At 61.0% G+C, this 17,418-nt stretch carries 18 protein-coding genes and 1 tRNA gene; 8 read left to right on the top strand and 11 right to left on the bottom strand.

All coding sequences use genetic code 11. The features are described from left to right. Nucleotides 1-57: 57 nt before the first annotated feature. Complete coding sequence (gene aat / locus Q8K08_RS19125) at nt 58-768, top strand: leucyl/phenylalanyl-tRNA--protein transferase (RefSeq protein ID WP_305251316.1); 711 nt, start codon at nt 58-60, stop codon at nt 766-768. Here the strand turns inward: aat and Q8K08_RS19120 are convergent. The 5 genes from Q8K08_RS19120 to Q8K08_RS19100 form a co-directional block, all read right to left on the bottom strand. Further along, a complete protein-coding gene (locus Q8K08_RS19120) occupies nt 663-1,100 on the bottom strand; it encodes a DUF2155 domain-containing protein (protein WP_304802747.1) in 438 nt (145 codons plus the stop codon). The genes aat and Q8K08_RS19120 overlap by 106 nt on opposite strands. Next, on the bottom strand, nt 1,097-1,567 hold the full coding sequence (mlaD, locus tag Q8K08_RS19115) for an outer membrane lipid asymmetry maintenance protein MlaD (RefSeq protein ID WP_304802745.1): 471 nt from the start codon (nt 1,565-1,567) through the stop codon (nt 1,097-1,099). The genes Q8K08_RS19120 and mlaD overlap by 4 nt, the downstream gene beginning before the upstream one ends. Beyond that, nucleotides 1,567-1,941 (bottom strand): NADH:ubiquinone oxidoreductase subunit NDUFA12, encoded by a 375-nt coding sequence (locus Q8K08_RS19110; protein ID WP_304802743.1) that lies wholly within the window; start codon nt 1,939-1,941, stop codon nt 1,567-1,569. Before Q8K08_RS19110 ends, mlaD begins: the two co-directional genes overlap by 1 nt. A 178-nt stretch (nt 1,942-2,119) precedes the next feature. Further along, complete coding sequence (gene clpX / locus Q8K08_RS19105) at nt 2,120-3,385, bottom strand: ATP-dependent Clp protease ATP-binding subunit ClpX (RefSeq protein ID WP_304802741.1); 1,266 nt, start codon at nt 3,383-3,385, stop codon at nt 2,120-2,122. Nucleotides 3,386-3,483: 98 nt separating this feature from the next. Then, a complete protein-coding gene (locus Q8K08_RS19100; protein WP_304802739.1) occupies nt 3,484-4,116 on the bottom strand; it encodes an ATP-dependent Clp protease proteolytic subunit in 633 nt (210 codons plus the stop codon). Nucleotides 4,117-4,285: 169 nt separating this feature from the next. On the opposite strand from Q8K08_RS19100, the gene Q8K08_RS19095 reads away from it, so the two are divergent. Then, complete coding sequence (locus tag Q8K08_RS19095) at nt 4,286-5,482, top strand: FAD-binding domain-containing protein (protein WP_304802737.1); 1,197 nt, start codon at nt 4,286-4,288, stop codon at nt 5,480-5,482. Here Q8K08_RS19095 and Q8K08_RS19090 read toward each other — a convergent pair. Further along, entirely contained in the window at nt 5,479-6,108 is a 630-nt protein-coding gene (locus tag Q8K08_RS19090) for a CDP-alcohol phosphatidyltransferase family protein (RefSeq protein ID WP_304802735.1), read from the bottom strand. The genes Q8K08_RS19095 and Q8K08_RS19090 overlap by 4 nt on opposite strands. A gap of 214 nt (nt 6,109-6,322) precedes the next feature. Here Q8K08_RS19090 and Q8K08_RS19085 point away from each other — a divergent pair, with 214 nt between their 5' ends. The 3 genes from Q8K08_RS19085 to Q8K08_RS19075 are packed head-to-tail and all read left to right on the top strand — an operon-like array spanning nt 6,323 to nt 9,842. After that, complete coding sequence (locus Q8K08_RS19085; protein ID WP_305251312.1) at nt 6,323-7,522, top strand: ABC transporter substrate-binding protein; 1,200 nt, start codon at nt 6,323-6,325, stop codon at nt 7,520-7,522. Continuing rightward, nucleotides 7,519-9,192, top strand: a complete 1,674-nt coding sequence (locus Q8K08_RS19080; RefSeq protein ID WP_305251310.1) for an ABC transporter permease — start codon at nt 7,519-7,521, stop codon at nt 9,190-9,192. Before Q8K08_RS19085 ends, Q8K08_RS19080 begins: the two co-directional genes overlap by 4 nt. Beyond that, the gene (locus Q8K08_RS19075; RefSeq protein ID WP_304802729.1) at nt 9,189-9,842 is read left to right on the top strand and encodes an ATP-binding cassette domain-containing protein; all 654 of its coding nucleotides are present in this window, start codon (nt 9,189-9,191) and stop codon (nt 9,840-9,842) included. The genes Q8K08_RS19080 and Q8K08_RS19075 overlap by 4 nt, the downstream gene beginning before the upstream one ends. A gap of 24 nt (nt 9,843-9,866) precedes the next feature. On the opposite strand, the gene Q8K08_RS19070 is transcribed toward Q8K08_RS19075, so the two are convergent. Then, nucleotides 9,867-11,189 carry an ATP-binding protein gene (locus Q8K08_RS19070; RefSeq protein WP_304802727.1) on the bottom strand — a complete coding sequence of 441 codons (1,323 nt, stop codon included), beginning with the start codon at nt 11,187-11,189 and terminating at the stop codon, nt 9,867-9,869. 46 nt (nt 11,190-11,235) lie between these two features. On the opposite strand from Q8K08_RS19070, the gene Q8K08_RS19065 reads away from it, so the two are divergent. After that, a complete protein-coding gene (locus Q8K08_RS19065) occupies nt 11,236-12,132 on the top strand; it encodes an MBL fold metallo-hydrolase (protein ID WP_304802725.1) in 897 nt (298 codons plus the stop codon). Nucleotides 12,133-12,191: 59 nt separating this feature from the next. Continuing rightward, a tRNA-Asn gene (locus tag Q8K08_RS19060) sits at nt 12,192-12,266 on the top strand. 748 nt (nt 12,267-13,014) lie between these two features. On the opposite strand, the gene Q8K08_RS19055 is transcribed toward Q8K08_RS19060, so the two are convergent. The 4 genes from Q8K08_RS19055 to Q8K08_RS19040 are packed head-to-tail and all read right to left on the bottom strand — an operon-like array spanning nt 13,015 to nt 14,748. Next, nucleotides 13,015-13,197, bottom strand: coding sequence for a hypothetical protein (locus tag Q8K08_RS19055; RefSeq protein ID WP_305251307.1), 183 nt, complete (start codon nt 13,195-13,197; stop codon nt 13,015-13,017). Then, entirely contained in the window at nt 13,194-13,583 is a 390-nt protein-coding gene (locus Q8K08_RS19050; protein WP_305251305.1) for a hypothetical protein, read from the bottom strand. Before Q8K08_RS19050 ends, Q8K08_RS19055 begins: the two co-directional genes overlap by 4 nt. Beyond that, nucleotides 13,580-14,014 (bottom strand): DUF5681 domain-containing protein, encoded by a 435-nt coding sequence (locus Q8K08_RS19045; protein ID WP_305251303.1) that lies wholly within the window; start codon nt 14,012-14,014, stop codon nt 13,580-13,582. The genes Q8K08_RS19050 and Q8K08_RS19045 overlap by 4 nt, the downstream gene beginning before the upstream one ends. A 32-nt stretch (nt 14,015-14,046) precedes the next feature. Then, nucleotides 14,047-14,748, bottom strand: coding sequence for a hypothetical protein (locus Q8K08_RS19040; RefSeq protein ID WP_305251301.1), 702 nt, complete (start codon nt 14,746-14,748; stop codon nt 14,047-14,049). A gap of 271 nt (nt 14,749-15,019) precedes the next feature. Here Q8K08_RS19040 and Q8K08_RS19035 point away from each other — a divergent pair, with 271 nt between their 5' ends. Then, nucleotides 15,020-16,795 (top strand): hypothetical protein, encoded by a 1,776-nt coding sequence (locus Q8K08_RS19035; RefSeq protein ID WP_305251299.1) that lies wholly within the window; start codon nt 15,020-15,022, stop codon nt 16,793-16,795. The last annotated feature ends 623 nt before the right edge of the window (nt 16,796-17,418 follow it).

Raw genomic sequence — 17,418 nt, 5'->3', positions numbered from 1 at the left:
TCTGAAAGGGGGCCGCTGGCCCCCTTTTCACTATTGTCCCGGTTTGAGCGTTCATTGATGCCCCATCAGACCGAAATCACCCCCGATATTCTGCTTCGCGCCTATGGCATGGGGATTTTTCCCATGGCAGAATCTGCAACTGACCCCACCATTCACTGGGTTGATCCGCGCAGGCGGGGCGTGTTCGCGCTTGACCATTTTCACATCTCGCGCAGCCTGCGACGCTCCCTGCTGCGCGCTGACTACCGCGTGACGGTTGACACCGATTTTGCCGGCGTGGTTGCGGCCTGTGCCGACCGCGACGAGACGTGGATCAACGATCAGATCTTTGCGCTCTACCGCGCCCTGCATGATCAGGGGCGCGCGCACAGTCTGGAGGTCTGGGATGGGGCCACACTGATCGGTGGCGTTTACGGCGTGGTGCTGGGGTCGGCGTTTTTTGGCGAATCGATGTTCTCGCGCCGCACCGATGCGTCAAAAATTGCGCTATCTTGGCTGATTCATCGCTTGCGCGCGGGCGGGTTCACCCTGTTTGACACGCAATTTCTGACACCGCATCTGGCCAGCCTTGGCGCGCAGGAAATTCCACGTGCCGAGTATCATAGCAGACTGGAACGGGCACTTGGGCGGCAGGCGCACTTCGCTCCGCCCGGCTATGCGCCCTACCCTTCGTTGATTTCTTCCAGCGGCGCGTCGGGGTCTTCGACAGGCTCTGTCACCTCTGGCGCTACAAAGCCGGACTCGCAGGACAACACCCAGATATCATAGCGCGGATGATCCATCGCTGACAGCGCCGGGCTAGAGGCCAGCATCCAACCTGCAAACATCGGCTGTGCCGCAGCGGTGTCCATCACGGTCATATGCGCCTGCGCATCCGCTGCCGGGTTGTCGCGTGGATAGCGGCATTCATCCAGTTGCACTGTCAGGCGACCCAACCGCACAGACTGCCCGCGCGACAGCGACAGATCCTGAACCCGGCCTGTCACCTTATCCAGAAACCGCAGCGTGCCCCCCGGAGCCGAAGCCATTTCCTGCGCCATCCCCGGCGTAGAGGCCAGAGTTGGGGCCAGCAGCAGCGCCAGAATGCAAAGCCGGTTCATTCTTCAGCACTCGCCGGCGCGTCAGAGCCGCCGCTGACGAATTTCATCAACAGCGTGATCAGGCTGACTGCCCCTTGGGTGTCTTCAATCTCATCGCCGGGAGCCAGATTTTCCAGCGATCCGCCGGGAATGATCTCGACAAAGTTACCGCCAAGCAAACCCTCGGATGAGATCAGGATCGCGCTGTCTTCGGGCAGCAGGATGTCTTTACGCAGCTGGATCGTCGCGTCGGCAAAAAACGTTTGCGGGTTCAGTCGCATGTCACTGATCGTGCCAACCTTGATGCCCGCCATGCGCACATCAGAGCCTATGTTGATTCCATCCATGCCCCGAAAGCTGGCGGTCAGCGGATAGGTTTCCCCCACCCGCGTCATCAACCCGGAAGAATTGGCGGCATAGGCCAGAAAACCCACAGCGACAGCCAGCACCGCAGCACCCGCGAAAATTTCAGCGCGTTCCGAAGCCATTATTCAGGCTGCCACGCTTCGTAATCGGCGCGTGGCGCGGGCGTGGTGCGACGCAGCGACCCGGCGGGCGCATAGGCACCGACGGTTCCGGTCAGGTTTTCCTGATGCGGCTTTTCCCAGACCTTGTGGGTCAGCGGGGCCTTGGTTGGCGGATCATCCCACGTGAAATGCAGCCAGCCATGCCAATCGGGCGACACACGGGTTGCCTCCATGTCGCCGTTGTAAATGATCCAGCGCTTTTTGGCGTCTGCGGTCTGGTAATAGATATTGCCCTGATCATCCTCGCCCACCTTTATCCCCTTGCGGGCGGTAAAGATCTGGGTGCCGAGGGTCTGGCTGTTCCACCATGTCAGCAGGCGCTTGAGGAAATACATCGGGAGCCTCCGGTTACTTGTGCCTGATATGGCGGAAATGACGACCAAGGTCCAGTGTCAAGCCGAAGCGGGCGGCTGGTTATTGCCCGGATCTGATGCGTCGGGAACAAAGCGGCCGATGCCATGAAAAAGGCAGGCCACTGGCCTGCCCTTCCCCGGTCAATCAGCGCGCAGGCTGTCAGCCCGCATTCGCAGTTTCTTTCTTCTTCGGCGCTTCGGTGTACACCAGCATCGGCTTGGCCCCGGCGTTTACCGCCTCGTCCTTGACGACAACTTCTTGCACGCCTTCCATCCCCGGCAGTTCAAACATGGTGTCCAGCAAGATATCTTCCATGATCGAACGCAAGCCGCGCGCGCCGGTCTTGCGCTTGATGGCGCGCTTGGCGATGGCGACCAGAGCATCGGGGGTAAAGGTCAGCTTCACGCCTTCAATGTCGAACAGGCGCTGATACTGTTTGACCAGCGCGTTCTTCGGTTCGGTCAGAATGGTGACCAGCGCCGCTTCGTCCAGATCGGTCAGGGTTGCGATCACCGGCAGGCGGCCGACAAATTCCGGGATCAGGCCGAACTTCAGCAGATCTTCGGGTTCCAACTCCATGAACAATTCGCCCACGCCGCGGGCATCGGGGTCTTTCACATCGGCACCAAAGCCAATGCCTGACCCCTTGCCGCGCTGCGCGATGATCTTTTCCAGACCCGCAAAAGCACCGCCGCATATGAACAGAATATTCGTGGTGTCCACCTGCAGGAATTCCTGCTGAGGATGCTTGCGCCCACCCTGCGGCGGAACCGAAGCCACGGTGCCTTCCATGATCTTCAACAGCGCCTGCTGCACACCTTCGCCCGACACATCGCGGGTGATCGACGGGTTGTCAGATTTACGGGTGATTTTATCAACTTCGTCGATGTAGACGATGCCGCGCTGAGCGCGTTCGACGTTGTATTCGCTGGCCTGCAACAGTTTCAGGATGATGTTTTCGACATCTTCACCGACATATCCAGCTTCGGTCAGCGTGGTAGCGTCGGCCATGGTGAACGGCACATCCAGAATGCGCGCCAGCGTTTGCGCCAGCAGCGTCTTGCCGCACCCGGTCGGGCCAATCAGCAGGATGTTGGATTTCGACAGTTCGATGTCGGACTTGGACGAATGGTTCAGCCGCTTGTAGTGGTTGTGAACCGCGACCGACAGCACGCGCTTGGCGTGGATCTGACCGATCACATAATCATCCAGAACTTTGCAGATATCGCGCGGAGTCGGCACACCATCGGTAGATTTCAGACCGGTCGTCTTGGTTTCTTCGCGGATGATATCCATGCAAAGTTCGACGCATTCATCGCAGATAAACACTGTGGGACCGGCAATCAGCTTTCGCACCTCGTGCTGGCTTTTGCCGCAGAAGGAACAGTAAAGCGTGTTCTTGCTGTCGCCGGAATTGTTCGCCATGGGTTTCCTCAAGCCTTGTCAAAGGAAAGTCTAGGCCAAGCCTCAACCCTCCACAATGTCAAATCGCCCCCCGGACACATCGCACGGGGGGCAAAACGTCACTTCGTCGTGTCATCCAACTTGTCGCGGTTGGCGACGATCTCATCAATATGGCCCCATTCTTTCGCTTCTTCCGGGGTCATCCACTTGTCACGCTCCATTGCGGCGCGCACCGTGTCGTAGTCTTGCCCGGTGTGGCGCATGTAAAGCTGATACATCCGTTCACGGGTCTGTTCGATGTGGCGGGCCGAGATCATGATGTCAGCGGCGGTTCCCTGCATGCCGCCCGAGGGCTGGTGCACAAGAAATTCGGCATTCGGCAGCGAGAAGCGCTGCCCCTTTGCCCCCCCGACAGCGATCACCGACCCCATCGACGCCGCCAGCCCGCAGACCAGCGTTGACACCTTTGGCCGGATATACTGCATCGTGTCGTAAATGCTCATCCCTGCCACGACAGAGCCGCCGGGCGAGTTGATATACATCGAGATTTCTTTCGATGGATTTTCCGCTTCAAGGTGCAAAAGCTGTGCGACCACCAGCGTGGACATGCCATCGTGAACAGGGCCGTTTACAAAAATGATCCGCTCTTTGAGCAGGCGCGAGAAGATATCATAGGCGCGTTCCCCACGGCTGGTCTGTTCGACAACCATAGGAACAAGGTTATTCGTGAAGTAATCTACGGGGTCGCGCATGGGGCCTGCCTCTTTGATGTCTGATAGCTGAATACGGGGCGGTGGTTGACAGAGTCTTAGTAGGGCGATGCGGGGGCCGCAAGGGCAGGCGGTTTTTTCATCTCTGCAGATGCAGGCCCGCCAGTCTTGATCACAGGGGCGTGTGCCCTAGTTCCCGCTGACAATGGAGATGATCCCGCCCCCTCGCGATGCGACGCGCAGCCACGCCCTTGCGCAGCTTGCCCGGTTTATTCCGGTTGCAGGTGATGATTATACAAAGAATCGCAACCTGCACCGCCCCGGCCATCCTCATGTGTCGCAACTGTCTCCCTATCTGCGGCACCGGCTGCTGACCGAGGCCGAGGTGATCAAGGCCGCACGCGCCGCCCATGGTGATCGGGCCGATAGTTTTGTGGCCGAAGTGTTGTGGCGTGCCTATTGGAAGGGCTGGCTGGAGATGCGTCCGCAGGTCTGGCGCGAAACCCAGGCCGGGGTTTACGCGGGCCTTGCCCGTCTGGACCGGGACCGCGACCTGACCCACACCTATGAAGCGGCCTGTGCAGGCAAGACCGGGATCGAGGGGTTTGACGGCTGGGCGCGCGACCTGACCGGGACCGGATATCTGCACAATCACCAGCGCATGTGCTTTGCCTCTATCTGGATCTACACCCTGAAACTGCCTTGGGAATTGGGCGCGGATTTCTTTTTGCGCCACCTGCTGGATGGTGACCCGGCCTCGAACACGCTGTCCTGGCGTTGGGTTGCAGGGTTGCATACGCCGGGCAAATCCTATCTGGCGCGGGCAGAGGTGATCACCACCCTCACCGACGGGCGTTTTTGGCCTAAGGGTCTGGCGCAAACGGCCTTTGCTGTCGCGGGGCCATCCAATCCGCCTGCTGGACCCTGCCCACAGGGCGGTGCGTGGGACCGCCACCTGCCGACCGCGCTGCTGTTGCATGAAGAAGATCTGTCGCCCGACTGGTTGCTGGAAGCCGGGTTGCGCCCGCACTCGACTGCGATTCTGCTGGCCCCTGATGCCCGGTCTCCTCGTCCTGTGTCCCCGCTGATAAAGAGGTTCCTTCGCGTTGCGGTCGAGGATTGCACCCGGCGGCTTGGGTCTGGTCTTGCGGGCCTGCACGGCCCTGTTCAGGGACCGGGCGCAGTTGATGCGCTGGTGGCCTGGGCGCGCCAGACGGCTGCGGTGCAGATCGTCACGCCCTTTGCCCCCGTTGGACCGGTTGCGGGATTGATTGGCTTGCTTGATGCGCGGCTCGCGGCGGAAAACATCAGGTTGATCCGGGCGATGCGGCCCTATGATGCCGCACTTTGGCCGCATGCCACACACGGCTTTTTCCGCTTTCATCAAAGCGCGCGGGCTCTGGTCTAATCGCGACCCGAGGGCGCATCATAAAAGGCGCGACGCCCCAGCACCACGCGGGCCGAGGCCGTGACAAGGCACAAGCCACCAAACACCAAAGCAGCAGCCGGGAATACCGACGGCACCAGACACAGCAGCGTGAAAAACGCGATGGTCTCTGTCCCCTCCAACAGCCCAACCGCGTAATAGAGTGATTTTTCGCCCTGCTGCGTGGTGCTCATGCGCCGTTTCGCCGCAATAATCGCATAGCCCAGAAAACTGGCAGCATTGATGTAGAAAGCGGCCAGAAGAAAGGCACCGGCAACCGCATTCTGGCCCGGATCACGCAAGACAAAGGCCAAGGGAATCGCGGCATAGAACACGAAGTCGCAAAAAATGTCGAAATAGCCACCGAAATCCGTCTTGAATGTCGCGCGCGCCACGGCCCCATCCAACCCGTCCATCACCCGCCCGATCAACAAGGGCACAAGCGCAAGCCAGCCCGGCATCCCCACCGCCAGCAGCACCGCTCCCAACAACCCGAATCCCAGCCCCACCAGCGTGACCCCATCCGCCGTCGCCCCGCGCGCTGCCAACCAGTGTCCTCCCCGGTTCAGGGGTGGGTCGATCCATCTGCGCATGACCCCGTCCAGCATGATCTGTCCACTCCCCTACCGCCTGCTTCAATCCGGCGCATTCGTTGCAAACCGGGCGTTCGTTACACGGGCTGGCGCAGGTGTGACTGACCGTCACGAACAGTTGTCCAGTCCAATTTCTCCTTGCACGCAAGGGTCTGCCCTGCCTATCCCGAAGACGTTACCCGCGACAAGCGGGCACGGCCGCCGACAAGTTCATCACACAGGGGTTCCCATGAACAGACGCCATTTCCTACTTGCCTCCGCCCTTATGTTGGCCCTGCCCGCTCAGGCACAAACCGCATGGGACAGCACGCTTGAAGCAGCCAAGGGGCAGACGGTTTATTGGCACGCCTGGGGTGGTGATCCGAAAATCAACGATTTTATCGCCTGGGTTGGTGAGCAGGCACAGGCGCGCCATGGCGTCTCGATTGAACATGTCAAACTCGCCTCAACCGCAGACGCGGTCGCGCGTGTGCTGGGCGAGCGGGATGCAGGCATCACCACGGGCGGCGCGGTGGACCTTATCTGGATCAACGGCGAGAATTTTGCCGCGATGAAGGATCAGGGACTGCTGTTTGGCCCCTTTGCGGAACAATTGCCGAACTGGCCGTTGATGGATGTGGCCGGAAAACCGGCTGTGGTGACCGATTTCACCCTGCCGACCGAAGGTTTCGAATCGCCTTGGGCCATGGCGCAATTCGTCTTTGAATATGACAGCACCCGCTTGCCCGAACCGCCCCGCAGTCTTGCCGCGCTGAAAGACTGGATCATCGCGAACCCCGGTCGCTTCAGCTATCCGCAACCGCCCGATTATCTGGGAACCACTTTCCTCAAACAGGTGGCTTACGGCACTCTGGCCGACCCGTCGGTGATGCAACAACCGCTGGATGAAGCGACGTATGATGCGACAGTCGCCCCCATGTGGGCGTGGCTGGACGAAGTAACCCCGGCGCTGTGGCGGGCGGGAAAGGCCTATCCGCAAAACGAACCCGCGCTTGGGCAGCTTCTGGCCGATGCCGAGGTGGATGTAGGCTTTGCCCTGAACCCCGGCCGCGCAAGCGCCGAAATCGCCGCCGGAAACCTGGCCGATACTGTGCGCACCTTCACACTTGAGGGCGGCACGATCGGCAACGCGTCCTTTGTGGCCATTCCGTTTAACGCCGCCCATCAGGCAGGCGCGCAAGTGGTGGCCAATCTGCTTTTGGACCCGGAAATTCAGGCCCGCGCGCAAGACCCGAATATTCTGGGATTCCAGACTGTTCTGGATCTTTCCTCACTTGCCGACACCGACCGCGCTCGCTTTGATGCGTTGGAACTGGGCGTGGCCACCCTGTCGCCTGCTGATCTTGGGCCTGCGCTGCTGGAACCGCACGGCAGCTGGATGGTGCGGATCGGACAAGACTGGATCGCACGCTACGGCGTTGCCCAATGAGCACGGGCGGCCTGCTTCGGTGGGCCCCCCGTCTAACACTGGCGCTGCTGGTGGTGCCGGTGGCGGCCGGACTTCTGGGCACGGTGATCCCGGCTTTTTCCCAAGATGCCAAGGGCCTGCGCGCGCTTCTTGATTGGCCGGGATTGCCTCGCGCTGCGATCCTGTCCTTGACCACGGGGGTTGCTGCGACCGCGCTTTCGCTTGCGGTGACGCTGTTATTGGTGGCAAGCCTGTGGGGCACGCGGGCCTTTGCGCTGATCCAGCACATGCTGGCCCCCCTGTTGTCGGTGCCGCATGCCGCTGCGGCCTTGGGGCTGGCCTTTTTGATCGCACCGTCGGGCTGGATCGTGCGCTTGGTGTCGCCATGGGCGACGGGGTGGGCGCTCCCGCCTGATCTGTTGATTCTGAACGATCCCTACGGTTTGTCGCTGACCTTGGGTCTGGTCACCAAAGAGGTGCCATTTCTGTTTCTGATGGCCTTGGCGGCCTTGCCGCAAACCGATGTAACGCGCCGCATAAATGTGGCGCAAAGCCTTGGCGCGGGCCGCGTGGCCGCATTTGTGATCTCGGTTTTCCCAAGCCTTTACAGACAGTTGCGACTGCCTGTTTATGCAGTCCTTGCCTATTCGATGACCGCTGTTGAGATGGCGATGATCCTTGGCCCGACCCGTCCCTATACGCTTTCGGTGCAAGTGGTGATCTGGATGGCAGACCCGATGCTGACCGGGCGGGCCACAGCCTCGGCGGGGGCGATTTTACAACTGGCGCTGGTGGGGCTGGCGTTGGGGCTGTGGGTTGGCTCTGAAAGGCTGGCGCGGCGCCTGCTGGTCTATCTGGCAGAAGCGGGGCTTCGGGCGCATGGGTTAGATCCGGTTGCCCGCTGGGTCGCTGTGGTGGCGGGCGCCCTCACATCAGGTGCGCTTATTTTAGGGCTGGCCGGGTTGGCGGTGTGGTCGGTGGCGGGCCTTTGGCAGTTTCCCGATGTGCTGCCAGAAAGCCTGACCCTGCGGACATGGCTGCGCGCCGCCCCTGATCTTGTGTCCACCGGGGGGGTGACCCTTGGCATCGCCGCCCTTGCAACGGCGCTGTCACTTGCGTTGGTGCTGGCCTGTCTGGAGGCCGAGCATCGCTTTGCCCTATTGCCCGGATCGGGTGCGCTGTGGGTGCTGTATCTGCCCTTGCTGGTGCCACAGGTGGCGTTTTTGCCGGGCCTTCAGATCGCGGCCCTGCGCAGCGGTGCCGAAGGGCATTGGGTGGCGGTTTCCGCCGCTCATATGGTCTTTGTGCTGCCTTACGTCTTTTTATCGCTGGCCCCCGCCTACCGCGCGTGGGACTCGAGGATTGCGGTTGCCGGAATGGCCTTGGGAGCCACGCCGTCGCGGGTGTTTTGGCGGTTGCGTCTGCCGATGGTGCTGCGCCCTGTGCTGACGGCAGCAGCGGTCGGCGGGGCGGTGTCGGTCGGGCAATATCTGCCAACACTGCTTATCGGCGGCGGCAGGATCGAGACGCTAACCACCGAAGCCGTCGCCCTGTCTTCGGGCGGAAACCGCCGTCTGATCGGAGCCTATGCCTTGTTGCAAATGATCCTGCCCGCTGTTGGGTTTGCCTTGGCGCTTCTGGTGCCTGCCCTACTGTTTCGCAACCGTCGCGGCATGTCGGTGGCGTCATGACGGGTGTGCTGGAGCTACAGGGCCTGTGCGTCTATCACGGGGCAGCGCAGGTTGTGGCGCTCGATCTGGCTGTCGCCCCCGGCGAGGTGCTGACAATAATGGGCCCGTCGGGGTCAGGCAAATCAACAGCACTTGCGGCGGTGATGGGCACCCTGTCGCCCGCGTTTCGAACCGAAGGGAGGGTTATCCTGATGGGGCGCGACATCACCACCCTGCCCGCGCACCAACGCCGGGTTGGCCTGCTGTTCCAGGATGACGTGCTGTTTCCGCACCTGTCTGTCGGGGAAAATCTGGCCTTTGCCCTGCCCCCTTCAGTCAAGGGGCGGCAGGCGCGGCGCGCAGCGATTGACGCCGCACTGGATGCCGCCGATCTTTCAGGCTTTGCCGCGCGCGATCCGGCAACACTTTCGGGCGGGCAACGGGCGCGGGTGGCGCTGATGCGCACACTTTTGGCCCAACCCTGCGCGCTGCTTCTGGATGAACCGTTTTCGCGGCTGGATGCCAGCCTGCGCGCCCAAATCCGCAGCTTTGTTCTGTCGCGCGTGCGCAATGAGGGGCTTCCGGCAGTGCTGGTCACCCACGATGCAGAAGACGCGGTCGCCGCCGGTGGCCCGGTTGTCAGCCCGCTCGGCCAGCCGGTCGCGCTTTGACGGGACAGATTGAACGGCCCAGAATCAACGGGCCAGAACCAGTTCTGCCCGCAGCCCGCCCAGACTGTCAGACCGGCCCAGCAGCAAGCGCCCGCCATGACTGCGCGCCACATCTGCCGCAATCGACAGGCCCAAGCCAACGCCGCCGCCCTGATTGGGATCACGCGCGCCACCAAGCCGGGCAAAAGGGGCCATCGCGGCTTCGCGTTGCGCCTCTGGGATCCCCGGCCCGTTGTCTTCGACCACAAAACGCACCGTCCGCTCGGTTGCCGACAGGGTCAGCCTGACCTGATCGCCATGGCGCTGCGCATTGCCCAGCAGATTTTCGACCGCGCGCTGCACCGCCTGCGGTCGCAGGCGCAGCGTGATCGGCCCTGACAGCCGCGACTCCCACGCGAGACTACGGCCTGAGCGCGCGGCATTATCCACAATGCGCGCGGCAATCTGGGCCGGGTCTGCCTCGACCGGTTCTTCCATCGCATCGCCACGGGCAAAGGCCAGAAACTCATCCACCAGCCGCTCCATCTCGCGCACATCCGACAAAAGCGCCTGCACTTCCTCATCTTCGGGCAGCATGGACAGACCAAGCCGCAACCGGGTGATCGGGGTGCGCAGGTCGTGGCTGACCCCGGACAGCATCAACGTGCGGGTTTCAATCGCGCGTTCAATCCGCGCGCGCATGTCCAGAAACGCCCCCCCCGCTGCCCGCACCTCCAACGCGCCGCGCGGCCTGTAAGGCACCGCTTCACCCTTGCCAAAGGCTTCAGCAGCCTCGGCGAGCCGCTTGATCGGTCGCAATTGGTTGCGCAGGAACATAAAGGCGATCAAGGTCATCAGAATCGAGGCCAGCATCATGATCACCAGCAACTGATGCGGGTTAGAGGCTGAAACCCGACCGCGTGGCAGCGACACTTGCATCGGCCCGAAGCGAGTGGCTTCGGTCAGCAAGACCCTGCCCTTGACGCTGGCCAGATCAACCGACAGCACATTTGGCAAACGCTCACGCAATTCGGCAATCACCGGGCGCGCGGTCAGATCGGCCCAGTCGCGCGTATCCTGCGCCGCGATTGACACGGCGGGCAGTTCCACCACCATCTCTACCGCCTCGGCGAGGGGCTGGACCGTTGCAAGCGCCGACTCAATGCTGCTGGAGCCATCGACAGCCTCGCGCAGGAGCGCCAGTTCCATCACAACACCATGCACCAATTGCCGCGTCACCCCTTCGAAATGCCGCTGGATAAAGGCAATAGAGACGATCAACTGAATGGCTACGGTGGGCACAATCAGAATCAGCGCGGCACGGCCGAACAGGCTGCGGGGCAAAAAGGGCTTGAGGCTCAGGCGCATCGCGTTAGCCTAGCCGCAGCACAGACCAAAGGGAAGCGGACAACAGATGCAGACGGGACGTGTGGAGTGGGTCACGCCGGATATAAGGCGCATTCTGGCACCCAACCCGTCGCCGATGACCGGACCAGGGACCAACACCTATATCCTTGGGCAAGGCAAGGGTGTGGTCGTTGTTGACCCCGGCCCGGCAGATCCACAGCATATTGATGCCGTGCTGGCGGCCCTTGGTGCCGAGACGGTGGCAGCCATTGTTGTCACCCATGCTCATAAGGACCATTCGGCTGCGGCCCCGCTGCTGTCGGCGCGCGCCGCGGCACCGATACTGGCCTTTGGCGATGCAAGATCGGGCCGCAGCGCGGTGATGCAGCGCCTGGCCGCCGAGGGGCTGGTGGGTGGTGGCGAGGGCGTGGACGATGGCTTTCGCCCCGACAGGCTGCTGACCGATGGTGATGTGCTGGATAGTGGTGGAAAGGGTCTGCGGGTGATCCACACCCCCGGCCATATGGGAGGGCATATCTGCCTTGGATTTGGTGACGTTCTGCTGTCTGGCGATCATGCGATGAGCTGGGCTTCCAGCCTGATCTCGCCGCCTGATGGCGACATGGCAGACTACATGGCCTCGCTTGCGCGGCTGGCGTCTGAGCAGTGGAGCCTGATGCTGCCCGGCCACGGCGCCGCCGTTCAGGACCCCGCCGCCCGCCTGCACGCGCTGATCCGGCACAGAAAAGAGCGCGAGGCCGAAGTCTTGCGCGTGCTGCACAGCGGCCCATCCGATCCCCTGCGCCTGACCGCACAGATCTATCACGATACCCCCACCGCCCTGCGCCCTGCAGCCCAAAGAAACATTCTGGCGCATCTTATTGATCTTTCAGAAAGAAAAGTGATCACCTACAATGACCCACCCGGCCCGCAAACAATCTTCACCCGATCTGACATTGCCTGACGATTTTTCCCCAAAGCCCCTTTACGCCCCCAAAACCACTTGCTATACGGCCCACATGTTCCGGCGTAGCTCAGCGGTAGAGCAGTTGACTGTTAATCAATTGGTCGTAGGTTCGATCCCTACCGCCGGAGCCAAAAATCCCTACAAAAACAGCTACTTACCGAAGGCCTAACGGCCTCGGTGAGTGCTGCTTTTGGGGTCATAAGCCCACCAATAGCAGCCGCCGCCAGTCGCTGACTCGTACAGCAAAACACCCCCGCCTTGCGGCGAGGGTGCTGGGCAGGTCACGCAAGTAAAGGAGGCCCCACGCCCTGTCTGCGTTCGTTGGATTTATCGGGGAACTGAACGCTATGCCCCGTCGCGGGTGGCGAGCCCGCTCCCGCCGCTCTGCCAGTCCCCTTACATGGCAGCGGATTTGTCGGTCCCCTTGCACCGATGGCACAAGCGAATCCGTGTGGTGTCGTCGCTGAAGAACGGGTTTGCGCACTTGAGGCACACGCGCCAGCCAACATGCCGCACCACTTGGGGCGGCGTGCGATCCAGATCGAGCACAGGCTCGCGGCGCTTGCCGCCGTCCCACGCCCACGGCGCAGGTTCGCTGAAACCGGGCGGCGCGCGGACCCCATAGCGCCTATCGGTCATCGCGCGGAGCCTTCCCACATGCCGTTGCGCTGCCGGTGCCAGTGGTTCCACACCCCGTCAGCCTCCCATCGGCGCAGAGCAGCGAGCACGAGGGGGAAGTCCACCCTGTCCAGCCCCTCGGCACCGTCAGCGAAACCATCAACCGACCCGTAGAGCTGGACGATGGGCGACGGGGTTGCGGTGCGGGCGGTCTCAAGCCGCTGGACGCGCCGCAGAAGGGCTTGAACGCTGGGCATGTGGTCAGTCCGATTCCAGCGCCCGCAACGCTGCGCCAAGGCGCGGGGCGGCGGCAAGGTGCTGGTCGGCATAGCGCTTGCGCGCTGCGACCGCCTCGGCGTCCCGCTGGTGGATGGCCTGACGGTCGGCAAGAGTTGGAGGGGTGGCGCGGTCGCCACCAGCTTTCAGGGGGCGGTCGTCGCTCATCCCATCACCCCCATTTCCTTGAGCAGCCGCAGCGCTTCAGCGCGAGGCGCAGCTTCGTTGCAGTTTTGCAGCACGTCCATGCAGGTGTGAACAACCAGATTGCGATTGTCCGCTTCCTCTGCGGGCGCATGGTCACTGATGAGGTCTTCGCTGGGCAAGAACCCGAGCGCTTGGGCCTCACGCAACGACAGCGGCATCACCCTGATCGTGACAGGCATGGGCGCTGTGCTGGCGGCAGCTTCTGCCAGCCTGAGGGCGTGCCCGTATTGGTCCACGGTATGCAGCAATGCCCTACGGCCCGATACGGCAGTGACCACGAACAAGTCGTCAGGGCCGGGTGCCATGGTAGCGACGCGACCGCCGCCGGGTGTCCAGATGTTTGTCATGTGATCGTCTTAGCCTCCAATGTGATGATGCGGCTCTCAAGGTCTTCAACCGCGCGGATGCCCGCGACGGATTGGATGCACCCGATAAGGATGCGGGCGGTGTCGGCGTCCAGCTTGCCCTCGCTCACCGCAATAAGGATTTGGCGGGCCTGCTCCGACATGGGCGCGTCGTCGCTCAACTCGAACTGGACCCGTTCCGCCTGTGCCCGGATGGGTGGCGCAATGCGGGCAAGGGCGATGTTCGCCGCCTGCATGTCGCCCTCCAACGCCTTCGCCGTGACAACCTTTGCGATGGCTACCGCGTCGTCGGCAAACGCAGCTTGCAGCTTCTGCCGCTTGTCGATGATGCCTCGCGGACGTCCGGCCGGGTTTGGGCTGGGCATTCCGGGCGTCCACTTGGAGGGCGCGGTGGTTTCAGATGCTTCAGTCATGCGGGCGATTCCGTGATGTAATCATGTTTCGATCAGATACCGCCGAGCGCCTTCTCAGCGGCTTCCTGTGCCTTGCGGACCATGTTCGCCTTGGACGACTGCCCGCCGATGGCGCGCTCCATCTCGATAAACACCCTGCCAGCGCGGGTCTCGATCAGTTCCTTGGCGGCGCGCATCGCTTTGAGGCGCTTGGCGGTCGCGGGGTTGCTGCGCTCGTGGTAGAGGCGCAGGTAGGTTTTCTGGAAGTCGGCGGTCAAGCCGGACAGGTATGGAGGCGCGCCGAGGATTGCGGTGACGGTATCGTGGTCCCCGCCGTCAATCGCATCCGCCACAAACTTGTGCAGCTTCTCGCTGGGCAGTTGGCGCGCATAGTCGCGGATTTGATTGGCGATGGTGCTGGCGGCACGCGCCTGCACGGGCTGCGACAACTCGCCGTCAAGATAGGCGATGCTGCGCTCCAGATTGCTCCGGGTCGCGTCGAAGGTCCGGGTGATCTTGTCGAGGTGCTTCTTGGCGAAGTTGTCCACCTGGAGCAGCTTCTGCTCGGCGGTCCAGCCGGGGTTCTTGCCCACGACCTCGCGTGTATTGTGGACCGCCCGCAGCCCCTCATAGGCGGTGCTGAACGCGGTTTGCGTGGCTCCGAGGACGTCTTTCATTTCCTCGAAGTCTTCAAGCTCCTCCACGACCTTGGGGTGAAGGGAGGGGGAGACTCGGATGTCAATTTCGTCGGACATGGTGCTGATAACCCTGATAGAGGCTTGCTATGTGCTGCAAGGTTACCTGTTCTCGGGATAGGTCAGCTACTTTTTTCTTTTTGTATCAATGTTTTAAGTGGCTCAGAACGTCTTATTGCATATATGCGGGACACTGAGACTTGTCACCCCGTCACGATTTGGGAAAGACTTTCGAGTCACTGTGCCGTTGCTGGCAGCCTGCATCTAGGCTTGCATTGCCACACCTCCTACCACATCTTGAACTCGGGCGAACCGTCGCAAAAGGTTGACAATGGAAGAGTTTAGTCAGGAATGGTTTGAACTAAGGGACCTTCGGAAGAGGCTATTTTCCCGTGCTGTTTGGATCCCTGTATATGGAAGCATTCTTCCCATTGAGAGGGGGAAATACCCTGAACTAGGACATGTCGAAGAAGTGCTGGCCGTTGGGTCGGCGGTTGTCTTCAACAGCAAGCGCGAGAAGGCGGAAGGTCTGGATTGGCACTATTGGTCGCTCGACAATACAACTCCATACTTGAAGGATGATGGGCAGTATCTTGAGGCGGAATCCTTTTATGATGACCCCGACGGTCGCTTAGGGCTTAGGCTGGTCCTGACTCAATATCTCAATTCTTCTCATCAAAGACAGATCTTCATCAATCAAGATTTTATATTGGCCTATGGCCTTCTGGAGGAGGGCGACTATTGGGTGCGTCCCAATGAGGGGTATGAGCAAGTAATAAGGCTGACGCGGAAGGGCGACGGAACGGTATCCTTCGTTGAAATCCGCGCGGAATACCTCAAGGACTATTTGGCGGCGAGAGACGCTGCTCTACGCCTGTACTACTACCGGCAACGTCGCGCGGTTATTCAGGACAATCCTAATTTTGATTGGCCCGAAGATTTTTCGCTCGTTTCTGAACCCAACGACCGACTGGAAGTCCGCTGCAACGAAATCGACGCATCAGGTGATTTCCCCGGTACGACGTGGGCTGTTTTCACTGCGTGGAGAACTGACGTTGACCCTGAGGAGGAAGTCCCCGACTTCTCCGGCAACGACGATGAAGCCACGGAGACGGCGACCAGAAAAGGCGTTCGCGGCGATGAGGGCGGTCGCTTCCATGTTTGTGGTGAGATGTGGCGCGGTGAATGGATCGAACCCGCCGCAAAATCCTGTCTGATCGGTTACGGAGAACCGGACGAAACCCTCATGGTCCGACTTGACGGCGGTGGGGGGCGTGTTGACCTAAAGACCCTCAATCGAGAGGAAGTCGGCAAATATTTGTGGTTTCAACCCAGTGTGGTGAATGACCTGTTGTCCCGTCGAGGCGCGACCATGAAGTGGTACACCCGCGATACTGGTGGAGTTTCACCATCTCCAGACTGGCTCCTACATTTCGGTGTGAACAAGTTAGGGCTAATCAATGCTTACGCATATGACATTGCTCGCAGACCGCTATGGGAGCGACGGATATGGGTCGCGCACAACTGTCGCCCAGATGGAGGCGTGTCCGCTGAACTGATGCAGGCTCAAATGGCCTGCAAACCCGCAGGTACCAAATCTCCAGAATTTCTGCTTCATAGCGCAATTTCATGGCTCGACGGAGTCTTTCAACAGAAGTTTGAAGCAATGCTTCTAAGAGATCATCATGAGGTTGAAGAACTGGAAGGGCGAATTCATCGCTTTCGCGGTGTCGATGAGAATGGGCTGCGTTCCCTAGCCAAGGACGTTGTGAAGGCAACGATTGAGCGGATTAACAAAACAAACCTGCTCCGCGCGCTCGGGGAGGGTAAGACCGACCAAGGGACACTCAAGTTGCTCCAGAAGTTGTTGGCGAAGTACACCGAAGAAAGCTATGCATACAAACGAATGACACCACTTTTCGGAGTGTATGATCTGCGTGGTGCTGATGCACACCTATCAAGTTCCGACATTGAGGAATGCTATTCAAGACTTGGTGTGGATCGTTCGGCACCGCTAATTCAACAGGCCGCGCAGCTTATTGAAAACGTTGCAGAGGCATTCGGTGTGACAGGGGGCGACTTGAGACGTCACGCGCCCGACCCCTGACCTAGTTTGGCTAGTGGAGGCCAATGCGGCGACCGGCAGGGTGGGCTTGCCGTAGGCTTGCGCCCAAGGGCAGGCGCGCCGCGCAGGCTAACCATTCAAGCACGTTGCGGGCTATGGCTCGTTGAACAACTGTAAACCGCTCGACCGTTGCGCGCGCGGGCGGGCGCGTAGGGGGTGCACAAAGCGGCACTGCACAGTGTCCCCCCTATATACCCCCGCACACTGTGTGCCGGGACACGGCACAGTGTGCACACGGTGGCACAAAGCATACCGTGTGCCACTGTGTGCACTGTGTGCCCTCAGCTCAATAGGGCTTGCTCGGGTCGCGCATCACCATCCACCGTTCCGCCCAAGTTCGGTTCGGGCGCTGGTATGGTTCCTTTGCCAAGATGCCATCGCGCTCCATGTCTCGCACCACCTCGTTCGTCTGCTTCGGCTTTCGCAACCTGCGCGGCCAGCGCGGATCGCCGCTAAGCGTTGCGTGTGAGAACGGCAGTGCAAAAGTTTGCCACGGAAGTGGCGGGATAGTCCTGCTGCGGGCAGAGTAAAACTTTGCCACTTTGGCCCTTTCTGGCGACAGGGAGGGCGGGGGTATTTTAATCGTGGAACTCTATCGGAAGGTC

This window comes from Pseudotabrizicola sp. (genome assembly GCF_030684215.1).
In the GTDB taxonomy this organism is placed as follows: domain Bacteria; phylum Pseudomonadota; class Alphaproteobacteria; order Rhodobacterales; family Rhodobacteraceae; genus Pseudotabrizicola.
This window is presented reverse-complemented; position numbering and strand designations above follow the sequence as displayed.

Coding starts and splice junctions, on each gene's coding strand:
- aat (WP_305251316.1), top strand. CDS start 58: ATGCCCCATCAGACCGAAATCACCCCCGATATTCTGCTTCGCGCCTAT.
- Q8K08_RS19120 (WP_304802747.1), bottom strand. CDS start 1,100: ATGAACCGGCTTTGCATTCTGGCGCTGCTGCTGGCCCCAACTCTGGCC.
- mlaD (WP_304802745.1), bottom strand. CDS start 1,567: ATGGCTTCGGAACGCGCTGAAATTTTCGCGGGTGCTGCGGTGCTGGCT.
- Q8K08_RS19110 (WP_304802743.1), bottom strand. CDS start 1,941: ATGTATTTCCTCAAGCGCCTGCTGACATGGTGGAACAGCCAGACCCTC.
- clpX (WP_304802741.1), bottom strand. CDS start 3,385: ATGGCGAACAATTCCGGCGACAGCAAGAACACGCTTTACTGTTCCTTC.
- Q8K08_RS19100 (WP_304802739.1), bottom strand. CDS start 4,116: ATGCGCGACCCCGTAGATTACTTCACGAATAACCTTGTTCCTATGGTT.
- Q8K08_RS19095 (WP_304802737.1), top strand. CDS start 4,286: ATGATCCCGCCCCCTCGCGATGCGACGCGCAGCCACGCCCTTGCGCAG.
- Q8K08_RS19090 (WP_304802735.1), bottom strand. CDS start 6,108: ATGCTGGACGGGGTCATGCGCAGATGGATCGACCCACCCCTGAACCGG.
- Q8K08_RS19085 (WP_305251312.1), top strand. CDS start 6,323: ATGAACAGACGCCATTTCCTACTTGCCTCCGCCCTTATGTTGGCCCTG.
- Q8K08_RS19080 (WP_305251310.1), top strand. CDS start 7,519: ATGAGCACGGGCGGCCTGCTTCGGTGGGCCCCCCGTCTAACACTGGCG.
- Q8K08_RS19075 (WP_304802729.1), top strand. CDS start 9,189: ATGACGGGTGTGCTGGAGCTACAGGGCCTGTGCGTCTATCACGGGGCA.
- Q8K08_RS19070 (WP_304802727.1), bottom strand. CDS start 11,189: ATGCGCCTGAGCCTCAAGCCCTTTTTGCCCCGCAGCCTGTTCGGCCGT.
- Q8K08_RS19065 (WP_304802725.1), top strand. CDS start 11,236: ATGCAGACGGGACGTGTGGAGTGGGTCACGCCGGATATAAGGCGCATT.
- Q8K08_RS19055 (WP_305251307.1), bottom strand. CDS start 13,197: ATGAGCGACGACCGCCCCCTGAAAGCTGGTGGCGACCGCGCCACCCCT.
- Q8K08_RS19050 (WP_305251305.1), bottom strand. CDS start 13,583: ATGACAAACATCTGGACACCCGGCGGCGGTCGCGTCGCTACCATGGCA.
- Q8K08_RS19045 (WP_305251303.1), bottom strand. CDS start 14,014: ATGACTGAAGCATCTGAAACCACCGCGCCCTCCAAGTGGACGCCCGGA.
- Q8K08_RS19040 (WP_305251301.1), bottom strand. CDS start 14,748: ATGTCCGACGAAATTGACATCCGAGTCTCCCCCTCCCTTCACCCCAAG.
- Q8K08_RS19035 (WP_305251299.1), top strand. CDS start 15,020: ATGGAAGAGTTTAGTCAGGAATGGTTTGAACTAAGGGACCTTCGGAAG.